We start from the raw sequence: 24,174 nt of genomic DNA, 5'->3' as shown, positions 1-24,174 counted from the left end.
GGGGACTACGAATGGTGTCCGCCCCTAGGCTCGGGTGCGTGCCCGGACCTGCCGAGAAGGCCACTGAACAGGACCGGCGTGACCTCATCGTCGCGGTCGCGCGAGAGCTGGCCGAGGTGGAGGGCTGGGCGGGGGTGAGCACCCGACGGCTGGCCGAGCGGGCCGACATCGACATCGGCGACGTCTACCGGCACTTCGCGGATCTGGAGGCGCTGCTCGCCGCCGTCGCCGTGTGCGCCTTCGCCGACCTGGCCGCCGATCTGGCGGAGGCGCACGCGGAGACCGCCGACGACCCCGAGGGTGCCTGGCCTGCGGTCGCCAGCGCGTACCTCGACTTCGCGTACACGAATCCGGAGGTCTATGACGCGATGCTCGCGCTGACCCCCGACCTGGCCCTCGGCGTGGACGGGGTGCCGGCCGCGCCGCGGGCGGTCTTCGCCGAGCTGCGTGCGGCCCTGACCCCGCTGGCCGAGGGCCGGGACCCGGACACCCTCGCCGAGGTGGGCTGGAGCCTGCTGCACGGCGTGGTGATGCTCACCCGGGGCGGCCGACTCCGACCCGAGGGGCAGGAGGAACGGGAAGCGTTGATCGCGCAACGGTTGCTGCGCTGGCCGTGACCCTCAACGCGCGCCGGGTGCCAGCGTCGGGCGGTCAGTTGACGGGCTGACGGTCGGCGGGGCCCTTGTCGACGAACCGGAACGTGCTGCTCGGTGCGGCGTCACCCGCCTCCTTGAGGATCAGCCCGTTGCCGGCGGCGTGTTGAAGGGTCCGGGTCTCACTGCCGATCGCGTAGCTGCCGTCGCCCTTGGTGACGATCGTGAACCGCTGGATCGGGTTGTCCTCGTCGCAGACCGCGGCCTCGATGGTCAGCTCGGGCTCGATGTCGAGACCGTTCACCTGCCAGCAGGACGGATCGTCATTGGCGGGGTGGCCGTCCTTCGTGCCGAATGCCTTGATCACGTACCGGTCCCCGCCGATCGGCATCGGGACGAACAGGACCCGCCCGCCGGTGTCGCCGCCCTCCTCAAGGCGACCACTGAGCTCCAACTCGCTCCCGGACCCCTGCACCCGCACTATCGTTACCTCGCGCTTGCCGGACAGCAGCGGGTCGGTGGCGACCGCCGACGGCGTCCCCACCGTGCCCGACGGCGTGCCCGACGGCGTGGGCGTCGCCGCTGCGGCCCCCGGGGTCTTGTCGGCACCGCCTCCGCACGCCACCAGCGCGCCGGTGCAGGCCAGCATCACCGCGCCGGTGACCCACCTCATCGTGACCATGCCGTACTCCTCAAGATCTGCTTCGAACGGCCAGGCGGCAAAGATCGTGCCGAGAAATCGGTAGTCCATGTCGCGCCTATCGTGTTTCCTCGGCCTTTCGACGGTGGGCACGAGGAGGAAATGTTATGACGGTCGGCGAGACGGCGCGGCGGCAGGCGCAGGTGCTGATCTTCGACGCGGACGACACGTTGTGGGAGAACAACGTCGTCTTCGAGCGGGTGATCGACGACTTCCTCGAGTGGCTCGACCACCCCACCCTCGATCGGGCCGAGATCCGGACGATCCTCGACGACATCGAGCGGGCCAACGCGGTCGCACACGGGTACGGCAGCAAGGTCTTCCTGCGCAGTCTGGCCGAGTGCCTGGAGCGGCTGCGTGAGCGGCCGGCCACCGACTCCGAGCGCAAGGAGATCGACCGACTGTCGGTGGCCCTCATCGAGCACCGGGTGGAGCTGATGCCCGGCGTGGCCGATGCGCTCGACGAGTTGGCCGGCCGGTACGACCTGCTGCTGCTGACGAAGGGGGACCAGGCGGAGCAGCAGCGCAAGCTGGACGCCTGCGGGCTGCTGCACCACTTCCGGGCCGCGCACATCGTCGCCGAGAAGACCGTCGAGACGTACCGGTGGTTGGTGCGGGAACACGGCTTCGAGCCGTCCGACGCCTGGATGATCGGCAACTCCCCGAAGTCGGACATCCTGCCGGCGCGAGCTGCTGGGCTGAACGCGGTGTTCATTCCGAACGAGAACACCTGGGTGTTGGAGGACGACGAACTGGACCCGACCGACGCCGGTGTCCTGCGGCTGGCCGCGTTCCGCGACCTGCTGCGGCACTTCTGACCGCTCTTGGTCGTGAGGTCTCGCCGGGGGCGCGCCGAGCGTCCGGCGGGTGCGCACCGTGGAGTTGAGCGCAGAACGGTCGGGCGGTCGGGGTCAGGGCCGGGTAGTAGCGGACCCGGCTCTGACCACCACCTCGACCGCGTGGTGGCGCCGGGTCAGGAAACCTCGCCCCGGACGATCGCCACCGCCACCCTGCAGAACTCGTCCATGTCCGGGTTGAACCCGGCCGCGATGTCGGGATGCAACCCGGAGCGGGTCTCCTCCAACAGCCGCTGACAGACCTGCTCGACCGGCTCGCCGGCGTAGCCGGTGCGGACCCGGTCGGTGGCCGCCTGAAGCGCCGAGGTCAGTTGCTCCTCCAACGGGCCCCGCAGCTTCTGCTGCACAGGGTCGAGCCCACGTGGGTCGAGCGTGACATGTGGCTCCGACATCGGTGCTCCCTTCGTCGGCGTCCGCGGTACCCCACCGCGGACGTCGGTCAAACCCCGGTCGGTACGGCGGCGACCCGCACCTGGTACGAGAAGGCCTCCGCCGGCTCCTCCTGGTACGACAATCGGCGGATCTGCCGGTCGTCGTCGAAGAGGGCGACGTCCACCAGTACGCCGAGGTGGGCGAGGCCGATGGTCGACACCCGCTTCTTGTCCTGCAGCACCGCGCAGACGCCGCCGAGCAGGGTGCTGGCGTCGGCCGTCCGGTGCCCGGGCGGGCAACGCAGGACCAGATCCACCTCGATCGGCCCGGGCAACGGCGTCCAGCCGGTGCGCTGGGCCGCCGCGAGGGCGGCTCGGAGCAGGTCGCGGACCCTCGTCGCCTGCCGATGCCCGGCGGCGAAGATGGACAACGCTTCGGTCTTTACCGGTGGCAGGCCGCTCACCTCGAACGTCAGGGCGAGAGCGCGGGTGTCCTGCACGACGGCACCTCCTCGTTGGGACGATCCTGCCGAACCGGGGGAGCGGCGGTGGGACGTTCCCGCGATTACCAACCGATCGGGCAGGCTGGGGTCGGCCGGAGGCGTGTCGACGGCGGCGGCGAACGCGCTGGCTGCGGCGCTAGGAAAACGCTAGCCGACACCGCCCGCGCTCGGTAGTCGGTCGTTCACCCAATCGAGCGCGGTGCGAAGGCACAGAACTCGTTGCCCTCCGGGTCGGCCAGCACCCACCAGTTGCTGCGGGCGCTCGGCTCCCACAGCAGCGTCGCGCCGGCGCCGATCAGCGCGGTGGGCTCCGGGTCGACCAGGTCGACGTCCCAGTGCAGCCGGTTCTTGACCGTCTTGGGCTCGGGCACCCCGGTGAAGACCCAGGAGTCCCAGGGGAAGCCGGACGCGCCGACCACCGACGGGTCGGTCGACCCGTACTCGACGGAACCGCCGAGCACGCTCGTCCACCAGGTTGCCTGGGCGACCGGGTCGATCGAGTCGACGACCAGCGCGAACGGACCCGGCCGGGTGCCCTCGTTGGCGGGGAACGCGCAGAACGGGTTGCCCTCCGGGTCGTTCAGCACCCACCGGTTGGCCTCGTCGGCCGGTTCGCGGGCCAGTCGGGCGCCATCCGCGAGCAGCGCCGCCGGCTCCGCGTCGGCCAACCGCAGATCCAGGTGTACGCGGGTCTTGCCGACCCGCGGCTCCGCCACCCGGTTGACCCAGATCGACTCGGCGGGTGAGCGTGCCGAGCGGGGGTCGACCCGGGTGTCGCCGTCGCCGGCGTCGGCCACGTCGGCGTCGAGCATCCGGGCCCAGAAGCCGCCCAGCGCGAGCGGGTCCGCGGCGTCCAGGCAGAGATCCTTGAAGCGTGCGATCACGGTCAGTGTTGCTTGGCGTAATCGACGAACGCCTTCCAGGCCGTCGGGTCGACGTGCAGGGTGCCGCCGTCGCGGTCCTTGGTGTCGCGCACCAGCACCACGTGCGGCAGGTTGTCGGCGACCTCGACGCAGGCTCCGCCGTTGCCGCCGGACCTGGTCGACTTCCGCCACTGCGGGGTCAGCATGTCCATGACTTCGCCACTTCCTTGATCAGCTCGATTGACTGCCGGCGCGGAAGCGCCTCGTTACGCACGATCTCCCACGTCTTCGCCAGCTTAGCGACGTCCGCCGGCGCATCGACGATCTGCGCGGTGAGCTGGTTGTCGGCGTAGGTCACGCGCTCGCCGTCCGGCATCTCGGCGAGGATGAACTGGCCGCCCATCCCCAGGTACATACCAGCATCCGCGGGCACGATGTGCACCTGGATATGCTCCGCCGCCGCCAGCTTGACCAGGTGCTCACACTGCTCGACCATCAGCCCCGGCTGGTCGAGCACCGGCCGGCGAAGCACGGCCTCGTCCAGGACGGCGATGAGCTGAGGCGGGCGGGGACGCTGCAGGATGAGCTGCCGCTCCAGCCGGGAGGCGACGATGCGGTCGACGTCCTCGACATCGAACCGGCCGCCGGCCAGCGTGGCCCGGGCGTACCGCTCGGTCTGCAGGAGGCCCGGCACGTACGCCAGCTCGAACCAGCGCAGCGTTGTCGCCTCGCGCTCGAACTCGATCCACTCGCGGAGCCACGCCGGCTCCGCGTCGAGTTGGGCCAACCTCTCCAGCATGCGCAGGAAGCGCCCGCTGGTCTCGTGCTGGGCATCGACGGCCCGCATGTACTCCTTCGTGGGGGGTCGTCCGCCCGTCTCCACCGAACTGACGTGCGAGCCCGAATATCCGATGCCCTTGCCGAAGTCGTCCTGGCTGAGCCCGGTCGCCGCTCGGAACAGGCGTAGCTCCTCCAGCACGTAGTCGGTGACGGTCCCCATCGATTCCCCAACCTTCGCTCAGTGTGGATCGGCGTGTCCTTCATGGCTGCCCACCTGGGCCGTTGAGCTGCACGGATGCCGCGAGCACGTATCGACGGTAGTCGTGCAACCCCAGACTGTCACCAATGGCGGGCCCGCGGAAACGGCGCCCTTCCGATCACCGAGGAGGTCGATGTGCTGAGTCCGATCATGTGGTGGCGAGACCACCGAGACGCGCAGCGGTGGTGCTGAGAGTGGTCCGGCCGCCCGTGCCGCACACCGCCATGCGCCCGCTGTGGCGGTGCCGCAGTTGCGGCAAGGAGTGGCCCTGCCAGCCGGCCAAGCTCGCACTGCTGACGGAATACCGGGCCAGCCGGACCGCGCTGCTCATCTACCTCGGCACCCTGATGAACGAGGCGACGAACCAGCTCACCCAGCTCCACCCGGACCACCCGCCGGCCAGGATGACCGAGCGCTTCCTCTCCTGGGCGAGGGCCCGGAGTTGACGACGCGATGGCGGCAGCTCAGACGGGTCTGATTACCGTGGCGTCTGGGTGGGAGGTGTCGGAAGCAGCCCGTCCCTCGCGGAGCGACAGGCGACGTGCCAGGACCGTGGCGCCAGCGAGCGTGGCCAGGACCATGGCGAACTCCGTAGCCACTACCTCCGGTGCCGTGCTGTAGTCGGTGGACCAGGCGAATGCCATCGTGATCGGCGTGACGAGAATGCCGGCCGCCGGTATGAGGACGCTCATGATCCGGGCTGTTCTCCGGATCCTGGGCAGGTCAGGTAGCCGGGTGCGCACGGCGATGACTGCTCCGGCCGCGACGACGGCGGCCGGTACGCCGTAGTAGACGGCGACGGCGAGATGAATTGGTACGTGGATCGAGCGGGGGATGTCGACGATGCGGACGAAGATCGGGTAGACCGCGATCAGGAGGCCGTAGCCGAGCACCGCACCGAGCACCGCGCCGATCAGTGCGGTGCTCAGAAGGCGGCCGTAGTCTCGGCGCACGCGTCGGACCCCGGCCTCGTCGGCGAGCCGTCGTGCGAAGCCGGCGACGTCGTCGCCGAGCATCTGCACCGGATCGCCCCCGTCGGCAGCCGCGGCCCGCAGGTCGAGGCGCAGGTCCGCGCCGAGTGCCGCCCGGTCGGCCGAACCAACCCCGTACGCCCGCCACGCCTGGTCGGCTTCGCCCAGAAGACTGTCGATGGTGTCCATGGTCAACTCCTCGTGGGGCTGTGGTCGAGCGGAGCGAGGATGGCGCCGACGGTGTCGGCGAAGCGGGTCCACTGTTTCTGCCAGGCGTCCAGGTGGGTCCGGCCGGACCCGGTCAGCGCGTAGACCTTTCGGGGTGGGCCGGTCGGGCTGGCCTGCTGTTCGTGGGCGACCAGGCCGAGTCGGCGCATCCGGGTCAGCAGGGGATAGATGGTGCCGTAGCTGATCGCGCCAAAGCCGGCTGTCTCCATCCGCCGGACCAGCTCGTAGCCGTGCGCGGGCTCGCGCGCCAGCAGCGCCAGCAGGCACATGTCCAGCGCACCGCGTAGGAGTTGGGTCTGCCGGTCGTTCTCATCAACCGACTGATTCTCCGCGCCTACCATGCGACGCATAATACCGGACTAGTGGGTGTCGCGATATACCAGAACGAAAAGCCGTGTTCGCGCGTGCTCGTGGCCAGGTTTCACGACTTCGGCGGCGGGGCAGTGTAGCCGCACAGAGCATCCGAGCCGGAGTGTTTCCGCAGCTTGCCGGCTCGGAACTGTCTCGCCGTGCACCGGGGCACGGATGCCCCTCCCCGGTTTTCGCCGAAGAGAGGGGGAGGGCGATGACGGACCCCGAAACGGCTCGACACCGACGTCGGCCGATTGTTCGGCTCGGAGCGGCGGCTGCCGCGTTGGCGCTGGTCGCGCCGCTGGCCGCGTGCGGCGCGGACGACGCTGGTGGCCCACCGACGCTCAACCTGTACTACCCACCCGAGCAGAACCTGCAGAAGGTCGTCGACGACTGCAACGCGCAGGCCCAGGGGCGGTACGAGATCGCCTACCGGGTGCTGCCCCGGCAGGCCGACGACCAGCGGGTGCAGATGGTGCGCCGGTTGGCCGCCGAGGACACCGGGATGGACCTGCTCGGCCTGGACGTGACCTGGACCCAGGAATTCGCCAGCGCCGACTGGATCCGCGAGTGGACCGGCCAGGACAAGGCCGAGGTCGAACAGGGCACCCTCGCCGGGCCGCTGGAGACCGCCCGCTACGAAGACAAGCTGTACGCGGCGCCGAAGAACACCAACGTCCAACTGCTCTGGTACCGCAAGGACCTGGTGCCCCAGCCACCGACGACCTGGGACCAGATGATCAGCGCGGCCCAGCAGTTGAAGGACCAGGGCAAGCCGTACCAGGTGCTCACCATGGGCGCCCAGTACGAGGGTCTGGTCGTCCTCTACAACACCCTGGCCGAGAGCGCCGGTGGAAAGATCCTCAACGACGACGGCACGAAGGCCGTGATGGACGACGGCACGGTTCGGGCGCTGGATCAGCTCCGGCGCTTCGCCACGTCGGGCGTGACCTCACCGTCGTTCAGCAACGCCACCGAGGACCCGGTCCGGCTGGAGTTCCAGTCCGGCGCGGGGGCGTTCCAGGTGAACTGGCCGTTCGTCTACCCGGCACTGCAGGAGGCGAACCCGGAGCTGGCCAAGCAGGTCGGCTGGGCCCGGATCCCCGGCATCGACGGGGGCACCCCCAGCAAGGTCACCATCGGTGGGGTCAACCTGGCGGTCAGCTCCTACTCCAAGCACCCGGAACTCTCCTTCGAGGCCGCCCGGTGCATCCGTAGCGCCGAGCACCAGAAGTTCTCCGCCATCAACGACGGCGTGCCGCCCACCATCGAGGCGGTCTACGACGAGCCGGAGATGACCGAGGCGTACCCGATGAAGGACACCATCCTGGAGGAGCTGAAGGACCCGGCGACCCGTCCGCTGACCCCGGCCTACCAGAGCATCTCCACGGTGATGTCGGCAATCCTGTCCCCGCCGTCGGGCATCCGTCCGCAGCAGACCGCGGACGAGCTGCGCGACGCCATCGCCGACGCCCTCCAGTCGAAGGGTGTGCTTCCATGAGCACCAACGCCGCGCCGACCGGTGCCGAGGCCGCCGTCGAGAAGACCGGCCAGCGGGCAAGCGTGCCCACCCAACGCGGCGGCCGCCGTAAGCCGCCGTTGAGCGAGAACAAGAAGGCCGAACGCAAGCTCGGCCTGCTGCTCTGCGCGCCCGCCGCGCTCGTCATGGTCCTGGTGACCGCGTACCCGATCATCTATTCGTTCTGGCTGTCGTTGCAGCGCTACGACCTGCGTTTCCCCGACCAGCGCGAGTTCATCGGGCTGGAGAACTACGTCACCGTTCTCAGCAACGAGTTCTGGTGGACCGCGTTCGGGGTGACAACGCTGATCACGGTGGTCACCGTGGCCGTCGAGCTGGTGCTCGGCATGGGTCTGGCGATCATCATGCACCGCACCCTGGTCGGTCGCGGCCTGGTCCGGACCTCGGCGCTCATCCCGTACGGGATCGTCACGGTGGTCGCCGCGTTCTCCTGGCGGTACGCCTGGACGCCCGGCACCGGCTACCTGGCCGACCTGTTCAGTGACGGCGCGCCGCTCACCGAGCGGGCCAGCGCCCTGGCGATCATCATGCTCGCGGAGATCTGGAAGACCACCCCGTTCATGGCACTGCTGCTGATGGCCGGGCTGGCGCTGGTGCCGGAGGACCTGCTCAAGGCGGCCTCCACCGACGGCGCGACCGCCTGGCAGAAGTTCACGAAGGTGATGCTGCCGGTGATGAAGCCGGCGATCCTGGTCGCGCTGCTGTTCCGCACGCTGGACGCGTTCCGGGTCTTCGACAACATCTTCGTGCTGACCGCCGGAGGTAACGAGACGTCGTCGGTGTCGATGCTCGCCTACAACAACCTGCTCCGGGGTCTCAACCTCGGCATCGGCTCGACGATGTCGGTGCTGATCTTCATCACCGTGGCGATCATCGCCTTCGTCTTCGTGAAGCTGTTCGGCACCGCTGCCCCCGGCAGCGACGACGGGGAGAGGCGCTGACATGGCTGTCGAAACCACCACTCGGGCGAAGCTGCGCTGGGGTCTGCTGGACGTCCTCGTGGTCGTCTTCGCGATGGTCCCGGTGCTGTGGATCGCGTCGCTGTCGTTCAAGACGCCGGCCACCCTCACCGACGGGAACTTCATCCCCCGGGAGTGGACGCTGGACAACTACCGGACCATCTTCGAGACCGACCAGTTCGTTCGGGCGCTGGTCAACTCGATCGGCATCGCGTTGATCGCCACGCTGATCGCGGTGGTGCTCGGCGCGATGGCCGCGTACGCGATCAGCCGGCTGGACTTCCCCGGCAAGCGGTTGCTGGTCGGCGTCTCCCTGCTCATCGCGATGTTCCCGCAGGTGTCGCTGGTGTCGCCGCTGTTCGAGATCGAGCGTCAGCTCAAGATCTTCGACACCTGGCCCGGGCTGATCCTGCCGTACATCACCTTCGCGTTGCCGCTGGCGATCTACACGCTGTCGGCGTTCTTCAAGCAGATCCCCTGGGATCTGGAAAAAGCGGCGAAGATGGACGGCGCCACCCAGGGGCAGGCGTTCCGGCGGGTGATCGCTCCGCTGGCCGCGCCCGGGTTGTTCACCACGGCGATTCTGGTCTTCATCTTCTGCTGGAACGACTTCCTGTTCGCCATCTCGCTGACCTCCACCGAGCGGTCACGCACCGTGCCGGCCGCGCTGTCGTTCTTCACCGGCGCGTCGCAGTTCGAGGACCCCACCGGGGCGATCTGTGCCGCCGCCGTGGTGATCACCGTTCCGATCATCCTGTTCGTCCTCTTCTTCCAGCGTCGCATCGTGTCCGGCCTGACCTCCGGCGCAGTCAAGGGATAGGTGAGTAGTCATGGCTGACATCGTGCTCGACAAGGTGAGCAAGAGTTTCCCGGACGGGACCGTCGCCGTGCAGGACGTCGACCTGGAGATCGCCGACGGCGAGTTCGTGATCCTGGTCGGGCCCTCGGGCTGCGGTAAGTCCACCACCCTCAACATGATCGCCGGTTTGGAGGACATCAGCTCCGGTGAGCTGCGCATCGCCGGGCAGCGCGTCAACGACAAGGCTCCCCGGGACCGGGACATCGCCATGGTGTTCCAGTCGTACGCGCTCTACCCGAACATGACCGTGCGGGAGAACATGGCGTTCCCGCTGCGGCTGGCGAAGCTGGACAAGGAGACCATCAACCAGAAGGTCGACGAGGCGGCGAAGGTGCTGGAGCTGGTTCCGCTGCTCGACCGCAAACCGGCCAACCTCTCCGGTGGGCAGCGCCAACGGGTCGCGATGGGGCGGGCGATCGTCCGCCAGCCGAAGGCGTTCCTGATGGACGAGCCGCTGTCCAACCTCGACGCCAAGCTGCGGGTGCAGATGCGCACGGTGGTGTCCCGGTTGCAGAAGAAGCTCGGCACCACCACCGTCTACGTCACCCACGACCAGACCGAGGCGATGACCCTCGGCGACCGGGTGGTGATCATGCGCGGCGGCGCAGTGCAGCAGGTCGGCGCTCCACAGGAGCTCTACGACCACCCGCGAAACCTCTTCGTGGCCGGCTTCATCGGTTCGCCCTCGATGAACTTCCTGCACGCCGCCGTCCAGGACGGCGGGCTGCACACCGCACTGGGCGACGTGCCGCTCGGCGACCGGGTACGCCGCGAGCTGGAGGCAGCGGACGCACCCCGCGAGCTGATCCTCGGCATCCGCCCCGAGCACTTCGAGGACGCCGAGCTGGTCGACGAGGACACCCGCCGCCGGGGCATCGAGTTCGAGGCGCCCGTGGACATCGTCGAGTCGATGGGCTCGGACAAGTACGTCTACTTCACCGTGGAGGGGGAGCGGGCCAGCGCCGCCGAGCTGGAGGAGTTGGCCGCCGACGCCGGTGCGGCCGACTTCGCCGGTGCCGGCGGCAACCTCGTCACCCGGTTGTCCGCCGAGTCACCGGTGGTCGAGGGGCAGTCGCGCCGGGTCTGGTTCAACCTGGAGAAGATCCACCTGTTCGACCCGACCAACGGCCGCAACCTGACCCTGCACGAGGGCCGGGCGGCCGGCGCGCTCGCCGACTGACAGCGCCACCACGACGGGGGCCGGCGGGTTCGCCCGCCGGCCCCCGCCGTGCCCCCGCGACATCCGCAGGAGGGGGGCAGCGGTCAGGCCAACCAGTCGTAGCGGCCAGGCAGCCCGAGGAAATCGGCGTACCGCCCCAACGCCTGCTCCACCCGGGCGCGCGCGGCGGCGTCCAGCGTCGTCAGCGGTTGGATCGTCACCGTGACCGCGGACCGGCCGACCTTGCGCTTCCACACTCCCACCACCCGCCCGGCGCGGACCACCGTGGCCTGGAAGATGCCGTTGTTGCCCGGCACCACGGCCGCCTGGTGCGCCGGGTCGAGCATCAGCGTGCGGTCCCGGTAGCCGAGCAGGTACTCATCGAAGCCGGGCAGCGCCAGCACGTCGTCCAGCGGTGTCCGCGCGTCGGCCAACGCGATGTCGGCCAGCGCCGCGTCGACGTGCATCGGCTCGTCGTCGACCCGTACCGTGTGCAGCACGTCGGCGGCGGCGGCCAGCCCGCGCCGCGCGTCGGTCAGGGTGAGGCCGCTCCAGCCGGCGAACTCGCGGGCGGTGACCGGCCCGTGCCCGCGGGCGTAGCGGTGGGCGAGCAGGGCCAGCGCCTCGTCCCGATCCAGGTGGCGTTGCTCGGGCGCCCACTCGTCGAGCAGAGCGAAGGTCTGCTCGGTGCCGATGTTCGGTGCCACGCAGGTCACCCCGCGCACACTCGCAAACCACAGCAGGTGGTAGCCGCGCTGACCGTCGGTCGCCACCCCGGCCGCGCGAAGGGCCTCCAGGCACTGCGCTCGGGTGAGCCGGCCCCCGCCGACCAAGGCGGCGCCGAGCACGTCCACCGCCCGGTCCGCGTCCGCGTCGGTGAGCCCGAGCTGCACCCGGCGGGTCGCCGCGCCCGCCAGCGAGCGGACGCCGGTCAGCTCCAGCATCCAGCGGGTGTCGGCGGGTGGGATGAGGTGCACGGTGCCGCGCATCGGCCACGTGCGCAGAGCCTCGCGGCGCTCCAGCGCCGCCTGCACGTCGACGATGGTCCGCCCCGGCAGCCGGGCGCCCAACGACCACAGGCCACTCGCCAGATCCTGCGCCTGCATCGCGCCGAACCACTCGACCACGTCGGCGACGCCACCGGGTCGGGCGCTCGGGTGCGCCCGCAACAGCAGGCTCGTCATCCGCAGATCGAGCGCCTCGGATGCCGTGAGTTCCCTGGTCATCGTATTCCTCCCCGCAGGTGGTTGCGCCAGGGTAGGGCACACGCCCGACAGAGGGACCCACGGCGGGACGTAGATGTGGCACGATCTCCCACGTCGCCATCTGGTGCCGCAACGGTGCCGCCGCGCCGCCCCGCACCCCAGTGTGCGGACGGCCTGGTTCTCGGGTGACTTCACGGGGGTTGACGACAAAGTGCAGACGTCCTCTTGGAAGACGGCCATCGTCGGCGGCGCCGCTGTGGTGCTGGCCAGCACCGCAGCCGTTGTCATCAGTCAACTGCCCTCGTCGGCCGAGGACACGCCGCCCTCCATCGTGGAGGACTACTCCTACCCGGGTGCCGCGCAGGTGTTGGCCCAGCGGGGCATCAAGCTGATCAAGGGCGACGGGCACATCACCCTGGTCGACTGTGGCTCCAGGCCCAACAACCCGCCCGAGGATCTGATCCTGGTGCAGAGCAACGACCTCACGTTGCCGGGTGGCAGCAACTTCTGCTTCAAGCCCACCGGGGCCTCGGGCCTGCTCACCATGGAGATTCCCAAGGTCTACTTCGTCCGCGGTGACAACACGAACACGCTCGCGGCGAAGGTCGAGGTCAAGGACGACCCCACCGTCGTCGAGGTCGAAGAGGTCACGCCCCTCGAGTGGCAGCCGGTCGGCGTCGGGCAGGAGCGAGGCGACGCCACGATCCTCGAACTGCGGTACCCCTTCACCTCCTGACGCGACTGACGCCCCCTGACCGGTACCGACGCTCTTTTGGGCACCGCGTGGGGCATAACCGCCCACGCAGCGGGAAGGCGGCCATCCGGAAGTGCGCGCGCCGCGCGTACGGAAGGGAGCCTCATGACTGCCGCAAGCGAGCCGGCCCGGGGTGCCGGCGCACCGGCCGGGTCCCGGACCCATCGGGCGGACGGCCGGGCGAAGACGAGCGCCGCCGCGACCTTTGCCCTGGTGTTCGGGGTGGCCGGTCTGTTCAGTGTGTTGACGGCGATCCTCGCCTGGCTGGGGCTGGTGCTCGGCATCATCGGGATCATCCTCGGCATCGTCGGCCTCAAGATGGCCAGCCGACCGGGGGTCACCGGCCGCGGCGTGTCGATCGGAGGCCTGGTGCTCAGCATCCTGGCCGTACTGATCGGCTTGGGGCTGGCCGCGGGCATCTCCACCTTCGTCAACAACGAGAACGCGGTGGACCGCCTCCAGACCCAGGTCGACAAGCTGCGCGACAAGCTCGACTGATCCCCGGCAGGCGCGGGCGGAGGCCACAGTAGGGTGGGCGGCGTGCTCCGCCAGGTCACCGCGATCCGATACGTCACCCCGCTGCGCGAGGGTGGGTCGCTGCCTGGCGTGGTGGAGGCCGACGACCTGGGCACGTACGTGGCGAAGTTCCGGGGTGCCGGCCAAGGGCCCAAGGCGCTGATCGCCGAGGTGATCTGCGGCGAGCTGGCCCGCCGGCTGGAGCTGCGGGTGCCCCCGCTGGTCGTGCTCGACATCGACCCCGTGATCGGGCGAGCCGAGCCCGACCAGGAGGTGCAAGAGCTGCTGCGTAACAGCGGAGGCGCCAACCTGGGGATGGACTTCCTGCCCGGGGCGCTGGGTTTCGACCCGCTGGCGCACCCCGTCGACCCGGCGCTGGCCTCCCGGGTGCTCTGGTTCGACGCGTACGTGGAGAACGTCGACCGGAGCTGGCGCAACCCGAACCTGCTGGTCTGGCACCGGGAGTTGTGGCTGATCGACCACGGGGCCTCGCTCTACTTCCACCACAACTGGCCGCGTGCGGCCAATGCCGTGCACCGGGCGTACCGCGCCGACGACCACGTGCTGGCCCCGTACGCCTCCCGGCTGGCCGAGGCCGACGCGGAGTTGGCGCCGAGGGTCACCCCCGAACTGCTCACCGAGGTGCTGGCGCTGGTGCCCGCGGAATGGCTGACCGCCGCCGACTTCGACTCGGCGGATGCCGCCCGGGCCGCGTACCTGGAGCACCTGTCGGCCCGGATGACCCGCACCGCGGACTGGCTGCCGCAGGGGAGCGCGGCATGAGGCACCCGTTCGAGTACGCGCTGATCCGGCTGGTGCCCCGCATCGAGCGCGGCGAGCAGATCAACGTCGGGGTGCTGCTCTACTGTCAGCAGCGCGACTTCCTGGCCGCGCGTACACACCTGGACGCCGACCGGGTCCGCGCGCTGGCGCCCGACGTCGACCTGCCGGAGGTGGCGGCGGTGCTCGGCTCCTGGGACCGGACCTGCTCCGGCGACGGGCCGGCGACCCGGATGCGGCTCGGCGAGCGGTTCCACTGGTTGGCCGCGCCGCGCAGCACGATGATCCAGACCGGCCCGGTGCACACCGGCCTCACGGTCGACCCGGCGGCCGAGCTGGACCGACTGATGGCGGCCCTGGTCCACTGAGCGGCGACAGCAGCGGCCGGCAGCCGTTGAGCGCGCTGGGCGGGCCCCTGATCGCGCTACGCCAGCGCCGTTGCTGGCGGAGCGCGATCCCCCGTTCAGGTGCGCGGTGCGGGGCGGCGGCTGATTCCCGCCGGCACCGGTGGCATCAGGATCGCCGTCCGCACGGCTCGTGGGGCGGAAACAGTCGGGAAGTTGCGGAAAACTTGAGCCCGGCGGACCGGTACCGGGTACGCGCGTGGGCGCTGCCGTTAGAGGTTGGGCCCAACGGGTAGTCGCGGGAGTTGACCCGAGACGAGAAGGGGAACTTCTGATGGCTGCCCAGACCAAGGTAGCGGTGATCTATTACAGCGCCACCGGCACCACGTACCAGATGGCGCAGGCCGTGTGCGAAGCCGCCGGGGATGCCGGCGCCGACGTGCGCCTGCGCAAGGTGCACGAGTTGGCGCCGGACGAGGCGATCCGCTCCAACTCCGGCTGGCATGCGCACCACCTGGAGACCCAGGATGTGCCCGAGGCGATGCTCGACGACCTGTCCTGGGCCGACGTCGTGATCCTCGGCGCGCCGACCCGGTACGGGATCATCGCCGCTCAGCTGAAGCAGTTCATCGACACTTCCGGCCCGCTCTGGGCGCAGGGAGCGCTGGCCAACAAGGTCTACGCGGGCTTCACCTCCTCCGGGACCCTGCACGGGGGGCAGGAGACCACGTTGACCTCGCTCTTCAACGTCTTCTACCACTGGGGCGGCATCGTGGTCACCCCCGGATACACCGATACCAGCCAGTTCATCGCCGGCAACCCGTACGGCGCTTCGCACACGAGCAACAACGGGGAGATCGCCCCGGACTCGGTGGCACTCGAAGCCTGCGCCCTCACCGCCCGGCGGGCGGTGCTGATCGGGACCGCGCTGAAGGCGGGCATGGCCGGGTGACGGCCCCGGTGGGCCGGGTGACGACGCCGACCGCGACCGGTGGCGCGGGCGGGGGCTCTCGGCCCGTCCACGCCACCGGTCGATCCAGCCCTACCCCGAGGCGGGGCGACTATGCGTGTCCGCCCGCGGCGGACAGCTCGTCGGCGCGCGGCGCCGGCAGCAGGTCGCTCAACAACTCGGTCAGCACCTCGATCCCGTCCGGGCTGAGCACCGACTCCGGGTGGAACTGCACCCCGGCGAAGCCGCTCCCGCGTAGGGCGTGCACGGCGCCGTCGCCGGCGTCCCGAGCCAGCTCCACCGGCCCGTACGCGGTAACCAGCCGGTCCGCCTCGGCGCGGGCGGTGAACGTCGAGTAGAACCCGACCCGCCGGGTCCTGCCGAACAGCGACACCTCCCGCTGCAACCCCTGATAGGTCGTCTCCCGGCGGTGCAGCGGCAGCCCCAGCAGCCCGGCGAGGACCTGATGGCCGAGGCAGACCGCGAGGGTCGGCCGGCCGGTCGCCAGCTGCCCGGCCAGCAGGCTCCGCAGCGCCACCATCTTCGGCTCGTCCAGGCTGCCCGGGTCACCCGGCCCGGGACCGGCCACCACCAGGTCGTACGCGTCGACCGGGCCGCCGACGTGCCACGGCCGCAGCGTGACCGTGAGCCCCAGAGCGCCCAGTTGGTGAGCCAGCATCCCGGTGAAGGTGTCCTCGTTGTCCACGATCAGAGCCCGCCGACCGACCAGCCCGGGCAACCCCGGCGCGTCCGGTGCCCGCTGGTCCAGCCAGAACCGGGCCAGCGGTGCGTTGCGGGCGGCCAGCGCCTCGCGTACCGCCGGGTCGTCGGCCAGTCGCGCGACCGGCCCGCGGCCGCCGGCGGGGGCCGCCGGCCCGAGGCCGAGCGCGGCCAGCACACCGGCCGCCTTGGCGTGCGTCTCGGCCACCTCGCCGGCAGCCGTCGAGTGTCGGACGAGGGTGGCTCCCACCGGCACCCGCAGCCGGCCGGTGGGTGAGATCTCGGCGGTACGGATCAGGATCGGCGCGTCGAGTGTCTGCCGGCCAGCCTCGTCGTGGCCGAGCAGGGCCAGCACGCCCGCGTAGTAGCCCCGGCCCCGGCGCTCATGCCGGGCGATCACCCGGCAGGCGTTCTCCATCGGGCTGCCCGTGACGGTGGGGGCGAACATCGTCTCGCGCAGCACCTCCCGCACGTCACGGGTTCCCCGCCCGGCGAGCAGGTACTCGGTGTGCGCCAGGTGCGACATCTCCTTCAGGTACGGACCGATCACCTGGCCGCCGTGTTCGGCGACGGTGGCCATCATCTTCAACTCCTCGTCGAGGACCATGTACAGCTCCTCGACCTCCTTCTCCTCGGCAAGGAAGCGCAGCAGCGCCGCCCGGTCCGCGGTGCCACCGGCGCTGCGGAAGGTGCCGCTGATCGGGTTCATCATCACCAGCCCGTCGTCGACGCTGACGTGCCGCTCCGGGCTGGCACCGACAAGCGTCCGCGTGCCGGTGTGCACCACGAACGTCCAGTACGCGCCGCGCTCGGCGACCAGCAGCCGGCGCAGCGCGGCCAGCGCGGCAACCAGCGGTGGGCCCTGCACGGTGGCGTGCAGGGCGCGGTGGATGACGAAGTTCGCGCCCTCGCCGCGGCCGATCTCCTCGGCGAGCACCCGCTGCACCGTCCGCGCGTACTCCTCGTCGCTGATGTCGAAGGCGGCATCGACGGTGCGGACCGGTTCGTCGGGCAGCGTGGCCAGAGCGTCAGCCAGCGCGATCCGCTGATGCTCGCGGACCCGCAGGCACTCCAGCGGAGCGCCGTCGTCGACGCAGGCAAACCCGCGTTCGGTGATCTGCCGGTACGGCACCAGGGCCAGCGTCCGTGCCCCGGGGGTGCCCGGCGTCAGCGGGATGTCCGCGAGCCGCTCGACGGTGTCGACCGGGCCGGTGAACAGCTCGAGTTCGTCCGCGCCGTCGCGGCGCAGCAGCGCGAAGGGGCCAGGGTCGACGCCGTCGGCGACGGCGGCGAGCAGGTCGGTCAGGTGGGTCATCGGAGTCTCCGTCGAGCCGGGCGCCGCAGTCGGGGCGGGCTCTCCGGACGGGAGATCCGGGCGACCGCCTCGATGGCGGCCGCGTGGATGGAGCTACGCGCGGAAGTGGGCCGCCGGGTTGGCGGGCCACCAGCAGGTCAGACGCGCGAGCATACGATCCACCCTACGCCCCCCGGCGCCCACCTGACACCGGGTAACTTGACCGGCGATGAACATTCTCGCGCTCGACCTGGGCACCTCCTCGGTACGCGGGCTGGTGCTGGACGCGGACACCCGACCGTTGCCCGGCGCCCTGGCCCGGCGCAAGATCGACCTTGCCATCGGCGACGACGGCACCGGCACGCTGTCCGGTCCCGGCTATCTCGCCTCCCTGGTCGACTGCCTGGACGAGCTGGCCGACGCGGGGCACCTGCACGAGGTCGACCTGGTGGCGGTCTCCGCCCAGTGGCACTCGGTGCTCCCACTCGACCGCGACGGCGAACCGCTCGGCCCGGTGATCACCTGGCTGGACACCCGGCCCGCGCCGGTCGGCGGCACGGCGGGGCCGAGCGACCCGGACGGTTTCCACCAGCGCACCGGCTGCTGGTGGCACCGCTCGTACTGGTCGATGCGGTTGCCCTGGTTGCGCGAACGGTCGGGCACACCGATCGCCCGGTTCGTCGGCCTGCCCGAGTACGTGCTGGGCGAGCTGCTCGAGTCGGCGCCCATGTCGATTTCCCAGGCATCCGGGACCGGTCTGCTGGATCTGAGCACCCTGCGTTGGGACGAGGAGGCGCTGACGTTGGCCGGGGCGCGGCCGCAGGACCTGCCGCCCCTCGGTGAGCTGGACTGGCACGGCCGGCTCCGGGCCGAGAAGGCCCGCCGTTGGCCGCAGCTGGCGCGGGCCCGGTGGTCGCCGCCGGTGGGTGACGGCGGGGCGTCGAATGTCGGCTCGGGCTGCGTCGACCCGAGCCGGGCCGCGGTCACCGTCGGCACCTCCGCCGCCGTACGGCTGATGCAGCGGATCCCGGCCGGCGAACCGATGCCTCGGCTCCCCGAGCGGCTGTGGCGTTACCGGGTCGACCACGACCACGTGGTGACCGGTGCGGCGTACGCCAGTGGGGGCAACCTGTTCGCCTGGGCGGACCGGGAGTTGCGGTTGCCCCAGGGGGCGGAGCTGGACGCGGCGCTGGCGCTGGTGCCGGCGGGCGGTGGCCGACCGGCCGACCCCCGCTTCGGTGGCGACCGGCCGCCCGGCCTGGCGCCGGCGGGCACCGGCCGGCTCGGTGGCCTCAGCTTCAGCACCACCTCCGTGGACATTCTGGCCGGGCTGATGCAGGGGCTGTGTGAGCTGGTCGCCGAGGATCTCGCGGTGCTGGAGTCCACGATCGACAAGCCGGTCGGCGTGGTGCTGGGTGGGGGCGCGGTGGCAGCCTCCATGTGGTGGCGGCAGGCCTTCGCCGCCGCGCTCGCACCGCGACCGGTGTCGCACCAACGCAACCCGGAGATCGGCGCCACCGGCGCGGCACTGGTGGCGCTGGGTCGGTTCGGTGACGCGGTCGACCTCGCCGACATCGGCCGGACGGACGAGCTGGTTCTGCCGACCACGGCAGGACGTCCCCACCCGCAGTATCCTTCCTGAACCTCCGCGTCGCCCGGGCCGTTGACAGCGCTCCCGAGCCTGGTTGGATGGACTGCGCTCCCCGGACCGCGGTGGACGCGGTAGGACGGAGGAGGCAGGGTGGCGGCAGGTCCCGACCCGGCGAACGGCGCGGTGTCGAACCACCGTCGGCGCCGCTTCGACGTCCGAGTCGTCCCGCATCGACGCCGGTCACCGTTCCGGCTGCGGGACTGGCGGATGAGCACGAAACTCGCCACCGTGCTGATGGTGCCGTCGATGGCGTTCCTGGTGCTCGCGGGCGTGCAGACGAGCGCGCTGGTCGGGCGGACGACGGCGTTGAACGACTTCTCCCGTCAGGTCGGCATCGGCCGGCAGATCACCGCGGTGGTGCACCAGCTCCAGCAGGAACGCGACCGCTCGGCGGGGGAGCTGGGCGGGCTGCGCAGGGGCGGCGACCGGGAGACCGCGGCGACCGACCTGAAGCCGTTGCAGGCGGCCACCGACCGGGCCATCGTGGACCTGCGCCGGGCCGCCGAGCCCCTCGCGGACGCCGACGCGTCCTGGCGGGTCGCCTTCTCCGAGGCGCTGGAGGCGTACGACCAGGTGGTCGACATCCGGCCGGCGATCCCGCCGGCGGTGCTCAGCAGCGACACCATCCTCAGCAACTATCACCGGGCCGTCGGCGCGATGATCGACCTGCTCGCCGAGCCGACGCCCGGGCAGGACCAACCCGCGTTGAACGACGCGGTGCTGCGCTACGTGCAGCTGGCCCGGGTCAAGGAGCTCTCCTCCCGGGTGCGGGCCCAGCTCTACGGCGCCGCCCGCGCCGGTGCGTACGGCACCGAGGACCGGGTGCTCCTCGCCGATCTGCGCGCACAGCAGTTGACCGCGCTCGGCGCGTTCCGGGTGGCCGCGACCACCGACCAGATCCGTCGGTACGACGAGACCACCGTGGCCCCGATGTTCCTGACCGCCGTGCAACTGGAGGAACGCAGCCTGACGACCGGCGACGCGTCGCCAGAGGTGCTGCCGTCGGAGCAGTGGTGGGTGGCGAGCCAGCAGCGCCAGGAGTTGCTGCGGCAGCTGGAGGCGGGCGTGCTGGACGACGCCGTGCGGCAGGCCGACGACGCCAGCAACGGTCAGCTGCGAGCTACCCTGCTGGTGGTCGGCGGGGTCGTCGCGGTGCTGCTGGTCGCCCTGCTGATCTCGTTGCTCGTCGGGCGGTCGGTCGCCCGGTCGATGCGGATGCTGCGTAGCCAGGCGCTGCGAATCGCGCAGGTCGAGTTGCCGGATGCACTGGACCGTCTGAAGACAGTCACCGGCGGTGTGCCCGGCATCGAGGTCGCGCCGGCGGTGGTCCGCTCGCTCGACGAGATCGGTGAGCTGGCCGAGGCGTTCGTGGCGGTGCACCGCAGCGCGGTCACCGTCGCCGTCGAGCAGGCGCTCATGCGGCGCAACGTCAACGCGATGTTCGTCAACCTGGCCCGGCGTAGCCAGGTGTTGGTGGAGCGACAACTGGAGCTGCTGGACGACCTGGAGCGTGAGGAGAGCGACCCGGACCAGTTGGAGAACCTGTTCAAGCTCGACCACCTGGCTGCCCGTATGCGCCGTAACGACGAGAGTCTGCTGGTGCTCGCCGGCACCGACTCCACCCGTCGGTGGAATCGGCCGGTCGGCCTCGGGGCGGTGCTGCTGGCCGCCGCCGCGGAGATCGAGCAGTACCAGCGGGTCCGCATCGAGTCGGTGGCCGACGTGTACGTGGTGGGGCACGCCGTCGGCGAGCTGGTGCACCTGTTGGCCGAGCTGCTGGAGAACGCCACGGCTTTCTCCCGCCCGGACACCGTCGTGGTGGTGACGGCCAGGGTCGAGGCCGCGACCCCGCTGATCGAGATCGCCGACCGTGGTCTGGGCATGAGCCCGGCCGCGCTGGTCGAGGCGAACGCCGTGCTGGCCAGCCCTCCGGCCGCGGACGTCGCGGCGGTGGAGCGGATGGGTCTGTTCGTGGTCAGCCACCTGGCTTCCCGGCTGGGTCTACGCGTGCGGCTCGACGGGGGCGAGAACGGCCTGGTCGCCCGGCTCGCGTTGCCCGTGGAGTTGCTGGCGCCGGCGGGAGCGGTGGAGCTGGATCCGCCCGCGCCGGCACGGATGCTGGCGACGAGCGCCGCTCGGGGAGTGGTCCCGAACCCCGGGATCACCCGGGGGGCCGCTGCCCCGGGGTCGGGCATCGGCGCACGGGACATGCCGGTGGCCGGCCGGCCCCCGGGCGTCGCCGTGCCGCGCCAGGCACGTCCGGTGCCGGTGCGCGCCGAGGACGTGTTGACCCCTGCGGCGGCCGGCGACGACGGTGGAGGCTGGTGGTCGCGGCAGGGCCCGTCGGCGCCGGCGGTGCCCGCGCCGGCGGTGCCGCCGGCAGTGCCGGTGACCGGTGGCACCAATGAGCGAGGGTTGCCGATGCGGGTGCCGATGGCGCAGTTGAGCGCGGTCACCCGTCCGGCACAACCGATGTCGGCGCCGAACCGCGCCGATCCGGACCCGGAGGCGGTCGGCGGCATGCTTTCCCGGCTCTACAGCGGGGTGCGGCGAGCCGAGGCCGAGGACACCACCGAGATACCCGTGCCGCCGTCCGGGGGGCACGACGAAGGGGGACGACGACAGTGACGACGTTGAGCCAGGAGGCGCGTGACCTGAGCTGGCTGGTGAGCGCGTTCGCGGAGCGGGTGCCGGGTGTGGCGCACGCGGTGGTGGTCTCCTCCGACGGGCTGCTGGTGGCGATCTCCGACCACCTGCCCCGCGACAACGCGGACAAGCTCGCGGCGGTGACCTCCGGGCTGATGAGCATCACCGCGGGCGCGGCCCAGATGTTCGACGGCGATGTCGTCAAGCAGACGGTGGTCGAGATGGGTCGCGGCTACTTCCTGGTGATGCAGGTACGCGACGGTTCGATCCTGGCCACGCTGGCCGCCGGTGACGCGGACATCGGCGTGGTGGGCTACGAGATGGCCCGGCTGGCCAAGCAGGCGGGGGAGATGCTCACCCCCGCGTTGCGGGCGGAGTTGCAGCAGGCTCTGCCCCGCTGACCGGCCGAGTCCCGGACGGTCGCCGGCTCACCAGAGCCGAGCCGTCCGGGCCCGGCCGTCCGGGTGGCGGCCCGTTCAGAAGCCGCCGTCGGTGATGACGGAGCGGTACCAGGCGGCGCTGCTCTTGAGCACCCGCCGCTGGGTCGGGTAGTCCACGTAGACCAGTCCCCAGCGCTGGTCGTATCCCGCGTCCCACTCGAAGTTGTCCAGCAGTGACCAGACGTGGAAGCTCTCCAGCGGCACCCCGGCGGCGATGGCCTGGTGCACGGCGGTGAGGTGGTCGCGCAGGAAACTGATCCGACCCGCGTCGTGGACGGTGTCGTCCGCGGCCAGGGTGTCCGGTGTGGGCAGCCCGTTCTCGGTGATGGTGAGTGGGATCGGGCCGTAGTCGCGGGTGACCCGGGTCAGCAGGTCGTACAACCCCTGGGGGTAGATCTGCTGCCACTCGGCCTCGGAGGTCGTCCAGCGTCGCTCGGTGCCGCTGTCGGCGGTGACGTAGATCGGCGTGTAGTACTGCACGGCCAGCAGGTCGATCGGCGCGGAGATGATCGCCAGGTCGCCGTCGCGGACGCCCTGGACCATCCGGCTCTGCGGACCGAGGTCGGCCAGCAGATCCTCCGGGTAGCTGCCCCGGAGCAGGGAGTCCAGGTAGAGGCGGTTCTCGTAGCTGTCGTAGAGGCGGGCGGCCGCGGCAGCCTGCGGGGAGTCGTCGGCGGGGTAGCAGGGGTGCAGGTTGAGTGCGGGGCCGATCCGGCCGTCGCTGCCGCTGGCCCGCAGCGCGCCGACGGCGAGCCCGTGCGCGAGCTGCAGGTGGTGGGCGACCAGGTAGGCGGCGTCCGGGTCCTGCCGGCCGGGGGCGTGGTGGCCGGTGAGGTAGCCGTTCTGCACCACGGTCTTGGGTTCGTTGATGGTGAGCCAGGCCGGTACCCGATCGCCGAGGGCGCGGAAGACCAGGTCGGCGTAGTCGGCGAAGCGGTAGGCGGTGTCGCGTGACTCCCAGCCGTCGGCGTCCTGCAGCGCCTGCGGGAGGTCCCAGTGGAACAGGGTGGCCATCGGGGCGATCCCGCGTTCGTGCAGGCCGTCGAGGAGCCGGCGGTAGAAGTCGAGCCCGCGCTGGTTGGGCGCGCCGGTGCCGTCGGGCTGGATTCGTGGCCAGGAGATGGAGAAGCGGTAGCTGCGCAACCCGAGGTCGCGCATGAGGTCGAGGTCCTCGGCGTACCGGTGGTAGTGGTCGGCGGCCACGTCGCCGGTGTCGCCGTTGCGGGTGCGCCCTGGGACGCGGCTGAAGGTGTCCCAGACGGACTCGCCGCGCCCGTCCTCCTTGGCGGCGCCTTCGATCTGGTACGCGGAGGTCGCCGCGCCCCAGCCGAAGTTGTCGGGGAAGCGTAGCGGGCCGGCGGGCCCAGTAGGTATCGACATGGATTCTCCTCGTGGATACGGGGCCACCGCCGAGATTCGGGAGCGCTCCCAGGATAGGCCAGGAGTGGCCGGCCCGGTCAGCTGGCCGTCATGGCGGCCGGCGATGGCGGGTCGAGGCGGTTGGGGGCCCCGGACAGCGAACAAGGCCGCCGGGCGGCGCGGCGCGCCTGTCCCGTCGGCCTCTTTTCCCATCGTGTACGGGGGTTTAGTGTGGGGACGGGGGAGGGCAACCCCCGTCCCCACCGTAACTGCACACACACGGGCGGAATTTGGGTCCTGCCGTGCGTGTCGCGCGGGAGCCGGGCCACGCGAGTGGCTCTGGTTCCACCTCCCTCCGTATGGCGGGACGATGGCTGACGACGGCGTCCGGGCTGGCCCGTCGTCAGCCCTCGGGCTGGTTCACCGGGTCTGTCAGAGACGGCCCCGGTGATCTTCTTGTTGGAACCTTGTCGATGGAAGCGCTCCCATCGACCGATGTTGCGACTGTAACGCCCGTCACGCC

Annotated in this window: 26 protein-coding genes; 15 read left to right on the top strand and 11 right to left on the bottom strand. The window is 70.9% G+C overall.

Features of this window, described 5'->3' with window-relative positions:
• Nucleotides 1–38: 38 nt before the first annotated feature.
• Complete coding sequence (locus HNR20_RS04250; protein WP_229687172.1) at nt 39–617, top strand: TetR/AcrR family transcriptional regulator; 579 nt, start codon at nt 39–41, stop codon at nt 615–617.
• A 34-nt stretch (nt 618–651) separates the two neighbouring features.
• On the opposite strand, the gene HNR20_RS04245 is transcribed toward HNR20_RS04250, so the two are convergent.
• The gene (locus tag HNR20_RS04245) at nt 652–1,344 is read right to left on the bottom strand and encodes a hypothetical protein (RefSeq protein WP_184176636.1); all 693 of its coding nucleotides are present in this window, start codon (nt 1,342–1,344) and stop codon (nt 652–654) included.
• A 56-nt stretch (nt 1,345–1,400) separates the two neighbouring features.
• Between HNR20_RS04245 and HNR20_RS04240 the strand changes: the two genes are divergently transcribed.
• The gene (locus tag HNR20_RS04240) at nt 1,401–2,111 is read left to right on the top strand and encodes an HAD family hydrolase (RefSeq protein ID WP_184176634.1); all 711 of its coding nucleotides are present in this window, start codon (nt 1,401–1,403) and stop codon (nt 2,109–2,111) included.
• Between the two features lie 155 nt (nt 2,112–2,266).
• Here the strand turns inward: HNR20_RS04240 and HNR20_RS04235 are convergent, their stop codons facing one another.
• The 5 genes from HNR20_RS04235 to HNR20_RS04215 all read right to left on the bottom strand — a co-directional run bounded on the left by HNR20_RS04235 (nt 2,267) and on the right by HNR20_RS04215 (nt 4,887).
• Complete coding sequence (locus tag HNR20_RS04235) at nt 2,267–2,542, bottom strand: hypothetical protein (protein WP_110561761.1); 276 nt, start codon at nt 2,540–2,542, stop codon at nt 2,267–2,269.
• 47 nt (nt 2,543–2,589) lie between these two features.
• The gene (locus HNR20_RS04230; protein WP_184176632.1) at nt 2,590–3,021 is read right to left on the bottom strand and encodes a hypothetical protein; all 432 of its coding nucleotides are present in this window, start codon (nt 3,019–3,021) and stop codon (nt 2,590–2,592) included.
• Between the two features lie 185 nt (nt 3,022–3,206).
• A complete protein-coding gene (locus HNR20_RS04225; RefSeq protein ID WP_184176630.1) occupies nt 3,207–3,908 on the bottom strand; it encodes a VOC family protein in 702 nt (233 codons plus the stop codon).
• A 2-nt stretch (nt 3,909–3,910) separates the two neighbouring features.
• Nucleotides 3,911–4,093 carry a DUF397 domain-containing protein gene (locus HNR20_RS04220; protein WP_184187943.1) on the bottom strand — a complete coding sequence of 61 codons (183 nt, stop codon included), beginning with the start codon at nt 4,091–4,093 and terminating at the stop codon, nt 3,911–3,913.
• Nucleotides 4,087–4,887, bottom strand: coding sequence for a helix-turn-helix domain-containing protein (locus HNR20_RS04215; protein WP_184176628.1), 801 nt, complete (start codon nt 4,885–4,887; stop codon nt 4,087–4,089). The genes HNR20_RS04220 and HNR20_RS04215 overlap by 7 nt, the downstream gene beginning before the upstream one ends.
• A gap of 233 nt (nt 4,888–5,120) precedes the next feature.
• Here HNR20_RS04215 and HNR20_RS04210 point away from each other — a divergent pair, with 233 nt between their 5' ends.
• Nucleotides 5,121–5,372, top strand: a complete 252-nt coding sequence (locus HNR20_RS04210) for a flavin reductase (protein ID WP_229687171.1) — start codon at nt 5,121–5,123, stop codon at nt 5,370–5,372.
• 18 nt (nt 5,373–5,390) lie between these two features.
• On the opposite strand, the gene HNR20_RS04205 is transcribed toward HNR20_RS04210, so the two are convergent.
• Both HNR20_RS04205 and HNR20_RS04200 read right to left on the bottom strand, forming a co-directional pair.
• Nucleotides 5,391–6,086 carry a hypothetical protein gene (locus HNR20_RS04205; protein WP_184176626.1) on the bottom strand — a complete coding sequence of 232 codons (696 nt, stop codon included), beginning with the start codon at nt 6,084–6,086 and terminating at the stop codon, nt 5,391–5,393.
• Between the two features lie 2 nt (nt 6,087–6,088).
• Nucleotides 6,089–6,466, bottom strand: coding sequence for a PadR family transcriptional regulator (locus HNR20_RS04200; RefSeq protein ID WP_184176624.1), 378 nt, complete (start codon nt 6,464–6,466; stop codon nt 6,089–6,091).
• Nucleotides 6,467–6,690: 224 nt separating this feature from the next.
• Between HNR20_RS04200 and HNR20_RS04195 the strand changes: the two genes are divergently transcribed.
• Genes HNR20_RS04195 through HNR20_RS04180 form a run of 4 tightly spaced genes read left to right on the top strand, consistent with a single transcriptional unit; the run spans nt 6,691 to nt 11,014 of the window.
• Nucleotides 6,691–7,977 carry an ABC transporter substrate-binding protein gene (locus HNR20_RS04195; protein ID WP_184176622.1) on the top strand — a complete coding sequence of 429 codons (1,287 nt, stop codon included), beginning with the start codon at nt 6,691–6,693 and terminating at the stop codon, nt 7,975–7,977.
• On the top strand, nt 7,974–8,957 hold the full coding sequence (locus HNR20_RS04190; RefSeq protein ID WP_229687170.1) for a carbohydrate ABC transporter permease: 984 nt from the start codon (nt 7,974–7,976) through the stop codon (nt 8,955–8,957). The genes HNR20_RS04195 and HNR20_RS04190 overlap by 4 nt, the downstream gene beginning before the upstream one ends.
• Before the next feature lies 1 nt (nt 8,958).
• Nucleotides 8,959–9,795 carry a carbohydrate ABC transporter permease gene (locus HNR20_RS04185; RefSeq protein ID WP_184176620.1) on the top strand — a complete coding sequence of 279 codons (837 nt, stop codon included), beginning with the start codon at nt 8,959–8,961 and terminating at the stop codon, nt 9,793–9,795.
• Between the two features lie 10 nt (nt 9,796–9,805).
• Nucleotides 9,806–11,014 (top strand): ABC transporter ATP-binding protein, encoded by a 1,209-nt coding sequence (locus HNR20_RS04180; RefSeq protein WP_184176618.1) that lies wholly within the window; start codon nt 9,806–9,808, stop codon nt 11,012–11,014.
• An 83-nt stretch (nt 11,015–11,097) separates the two neighbouring features.
• Here the strand turns inward: HNR20_RS04180 and HNR20_RS04175 are convergent, their stop codons facing one another.
• Complete coding sequence (locus HNR20_RS04175; protein ID WP_184176615.1) at nt 11,098–12,219, bottom strand: winged helix DNA-binding domain-containing protein; 1,122 nt, start codon at nt 12,217–12,219, stop codon at nt 11,098–11,100.
• Nucleotides 12,220–12,409: 190 nt separating this feature from the next.
• On the opposite strand from HNR20_RS04175, the gene HNR20_RS32140 reads away from it, so the two are divergent.
• The 5 genes from HNR20_RS32140 to wrbA all read left to right on the top strand — a co-directional run bounded on the left by HNR20_RS32140 (nt 12,410) and on the right by wrbA (nt 15,544).
• A complete protein-coding gene (locus HNR20_RS32140) occupies nt 12,410–12,934 on the top strand; it encodes a hypothetical protein (protein ID WP_229687169.1) in 525 nt (174 codons plus the stop codon).
• A 123-nt stretch (nt 12,935–13,057) separates the two neighbouring features.
• Entirely contained in the window at nt 13,058–13,450 is a 393-nt protein-coding gene (locus HNR20_RS04165; protein ID WP_184176613.1) for a hypothetical protein, read from the top strand.
• Between the two features lie 42 nt (nt 13,451–13,492).
• Nucleotides 13,493–14,251 (top strand): HipA family kinase, encoded by a 759-nt coding sequence (locus tag HNR20_RS04160; RefSeq protein ID WP_184176611.1) that lies wholly within the window; start codon nt 13,493–13,495, stop codon nt 14,249–14,251.
• Nucleotides 14,248–14,616 (top strand): DUF3037 domain-containing protein, encoded by a 369-nt coding sequence (locus HNR20_RS04155; protein ID WP_184176609.1) that lies wholly within the window; start codon nt 14,248–14,250, stop codon nt 14,614–14,616. Before HNR20_RS04160 ends, HNR20_RS04155 begins: the two co-directional genes overlap by 4 nt.
• A 310-nt stretch (nt 14,617–14,926) precedes the next feature.
• The gene (gene wrbA, locus HNR20_RS04150) at nt 14,927–15,544 is read left to right on the top strand and encodes an NAD(P)H:quinone oxidoreductase (RefSeq protein ID WP_184176607.1); all 618 of its coding nucleotides are present in this window, start codon (nt 14,927–14,929) and stop codon (nt 15,542–15,544) included.
• Nucleotides 15,545–15,653: 109 nt separating this feature from the next.
• On the opposite strand, the gene HNR20_RS04145 is transcribed toward wrbA, so the two are convergent.
• Entirely contained in the window at nt 15,654–17,576 is a 1,923-nt protein-coding gene (locus tag HNR20_RS04145) for an anthranilate synthase family protein (protein ID WP_184176605.1), read from the bottom strand.
• A gap of 208 nt (nt 17,577–17,784) precedes the next feature.
• On the opposite strand from HNR20_RS04145, the gene HNR20_RS04140 reads away from it, so the two are divergent.
• The 3 genes from HNR20_RS04140 (at nt 17,785) to HNR20_RS04130 (ending at nt 22,253) form a co-directional block, all read left to right on the top strand.
• The gene (locus HNR20_RS04140; RefSeq protein WP_184176603.1) at nt 17,785–19,197 is read left to right on the top strand and encodes an FGGY family carbohydrate kinase; all 1,413 of its coding nucleotides are present in this window, start codon (nt 17,785–17,787) and stop codon (nt 19,195–19,197) included.
• A 99-nt stretch (nt 19,198–19,296) separates the two neighbouring features.
• Complete coding sequence (locus HNR20_RS32625) at nt 19,297–21,834, top strand: sensor histidine kinase (protein ID WP_184176601.1); 2,538 nt, start codon at nt 19,297–19,299, stop codon at nt 21,832–21,834.
• Complete coding sequence (locus tag HNR20_RS04130) at nt 21,831–22,253, top strand: roadblock/LC7 domain-containing protein (protein WP_184176599.1); 423 nt, start codon at nt 21,831–21,833, stop codon at nt 22,251–22,253. The genes HNR20_RS32625 and HNR20_RS04130 overlap by 4 nt, the downstream gene beginning before the upstream one ends.
• A gap of 75 nt (nt 22,254–22,328) precedes the next feature.
• Here the strand turns inward: HNR20_RS04130 and HNR20_RS04125 are convergent, their stop codons facing one another.
• On the bottom strand, nt 22,329–23,672 hold the full coding sequence (locus HNR20_RS04125; RefSeq protein WP_184176597.1) for a GH1 family beta-glucosidase: 1,344 nt from the start codon (nt 23,670–23,672) through the stop codon (nt 22,329–22,331).
• Between the last annotated feature and the right edge of the window lie 502 nt (nt 23,673–24,174).

Source organism: Micromonospora parathelypteridis, assembly GCF_014201145.1.
Taxonomy (GTDB): domain Bacteria; phylum Actinomycetota; class Actinomycetes; order Mycobacteriales; family Micromonosporaceae; genus Micromonospora; species Micromonospora parathelypteridis.
Note: the sequence above shows the minus strand (reverse complement) of the source record. Positions and strands in the feature narration are given on the sequence as shown.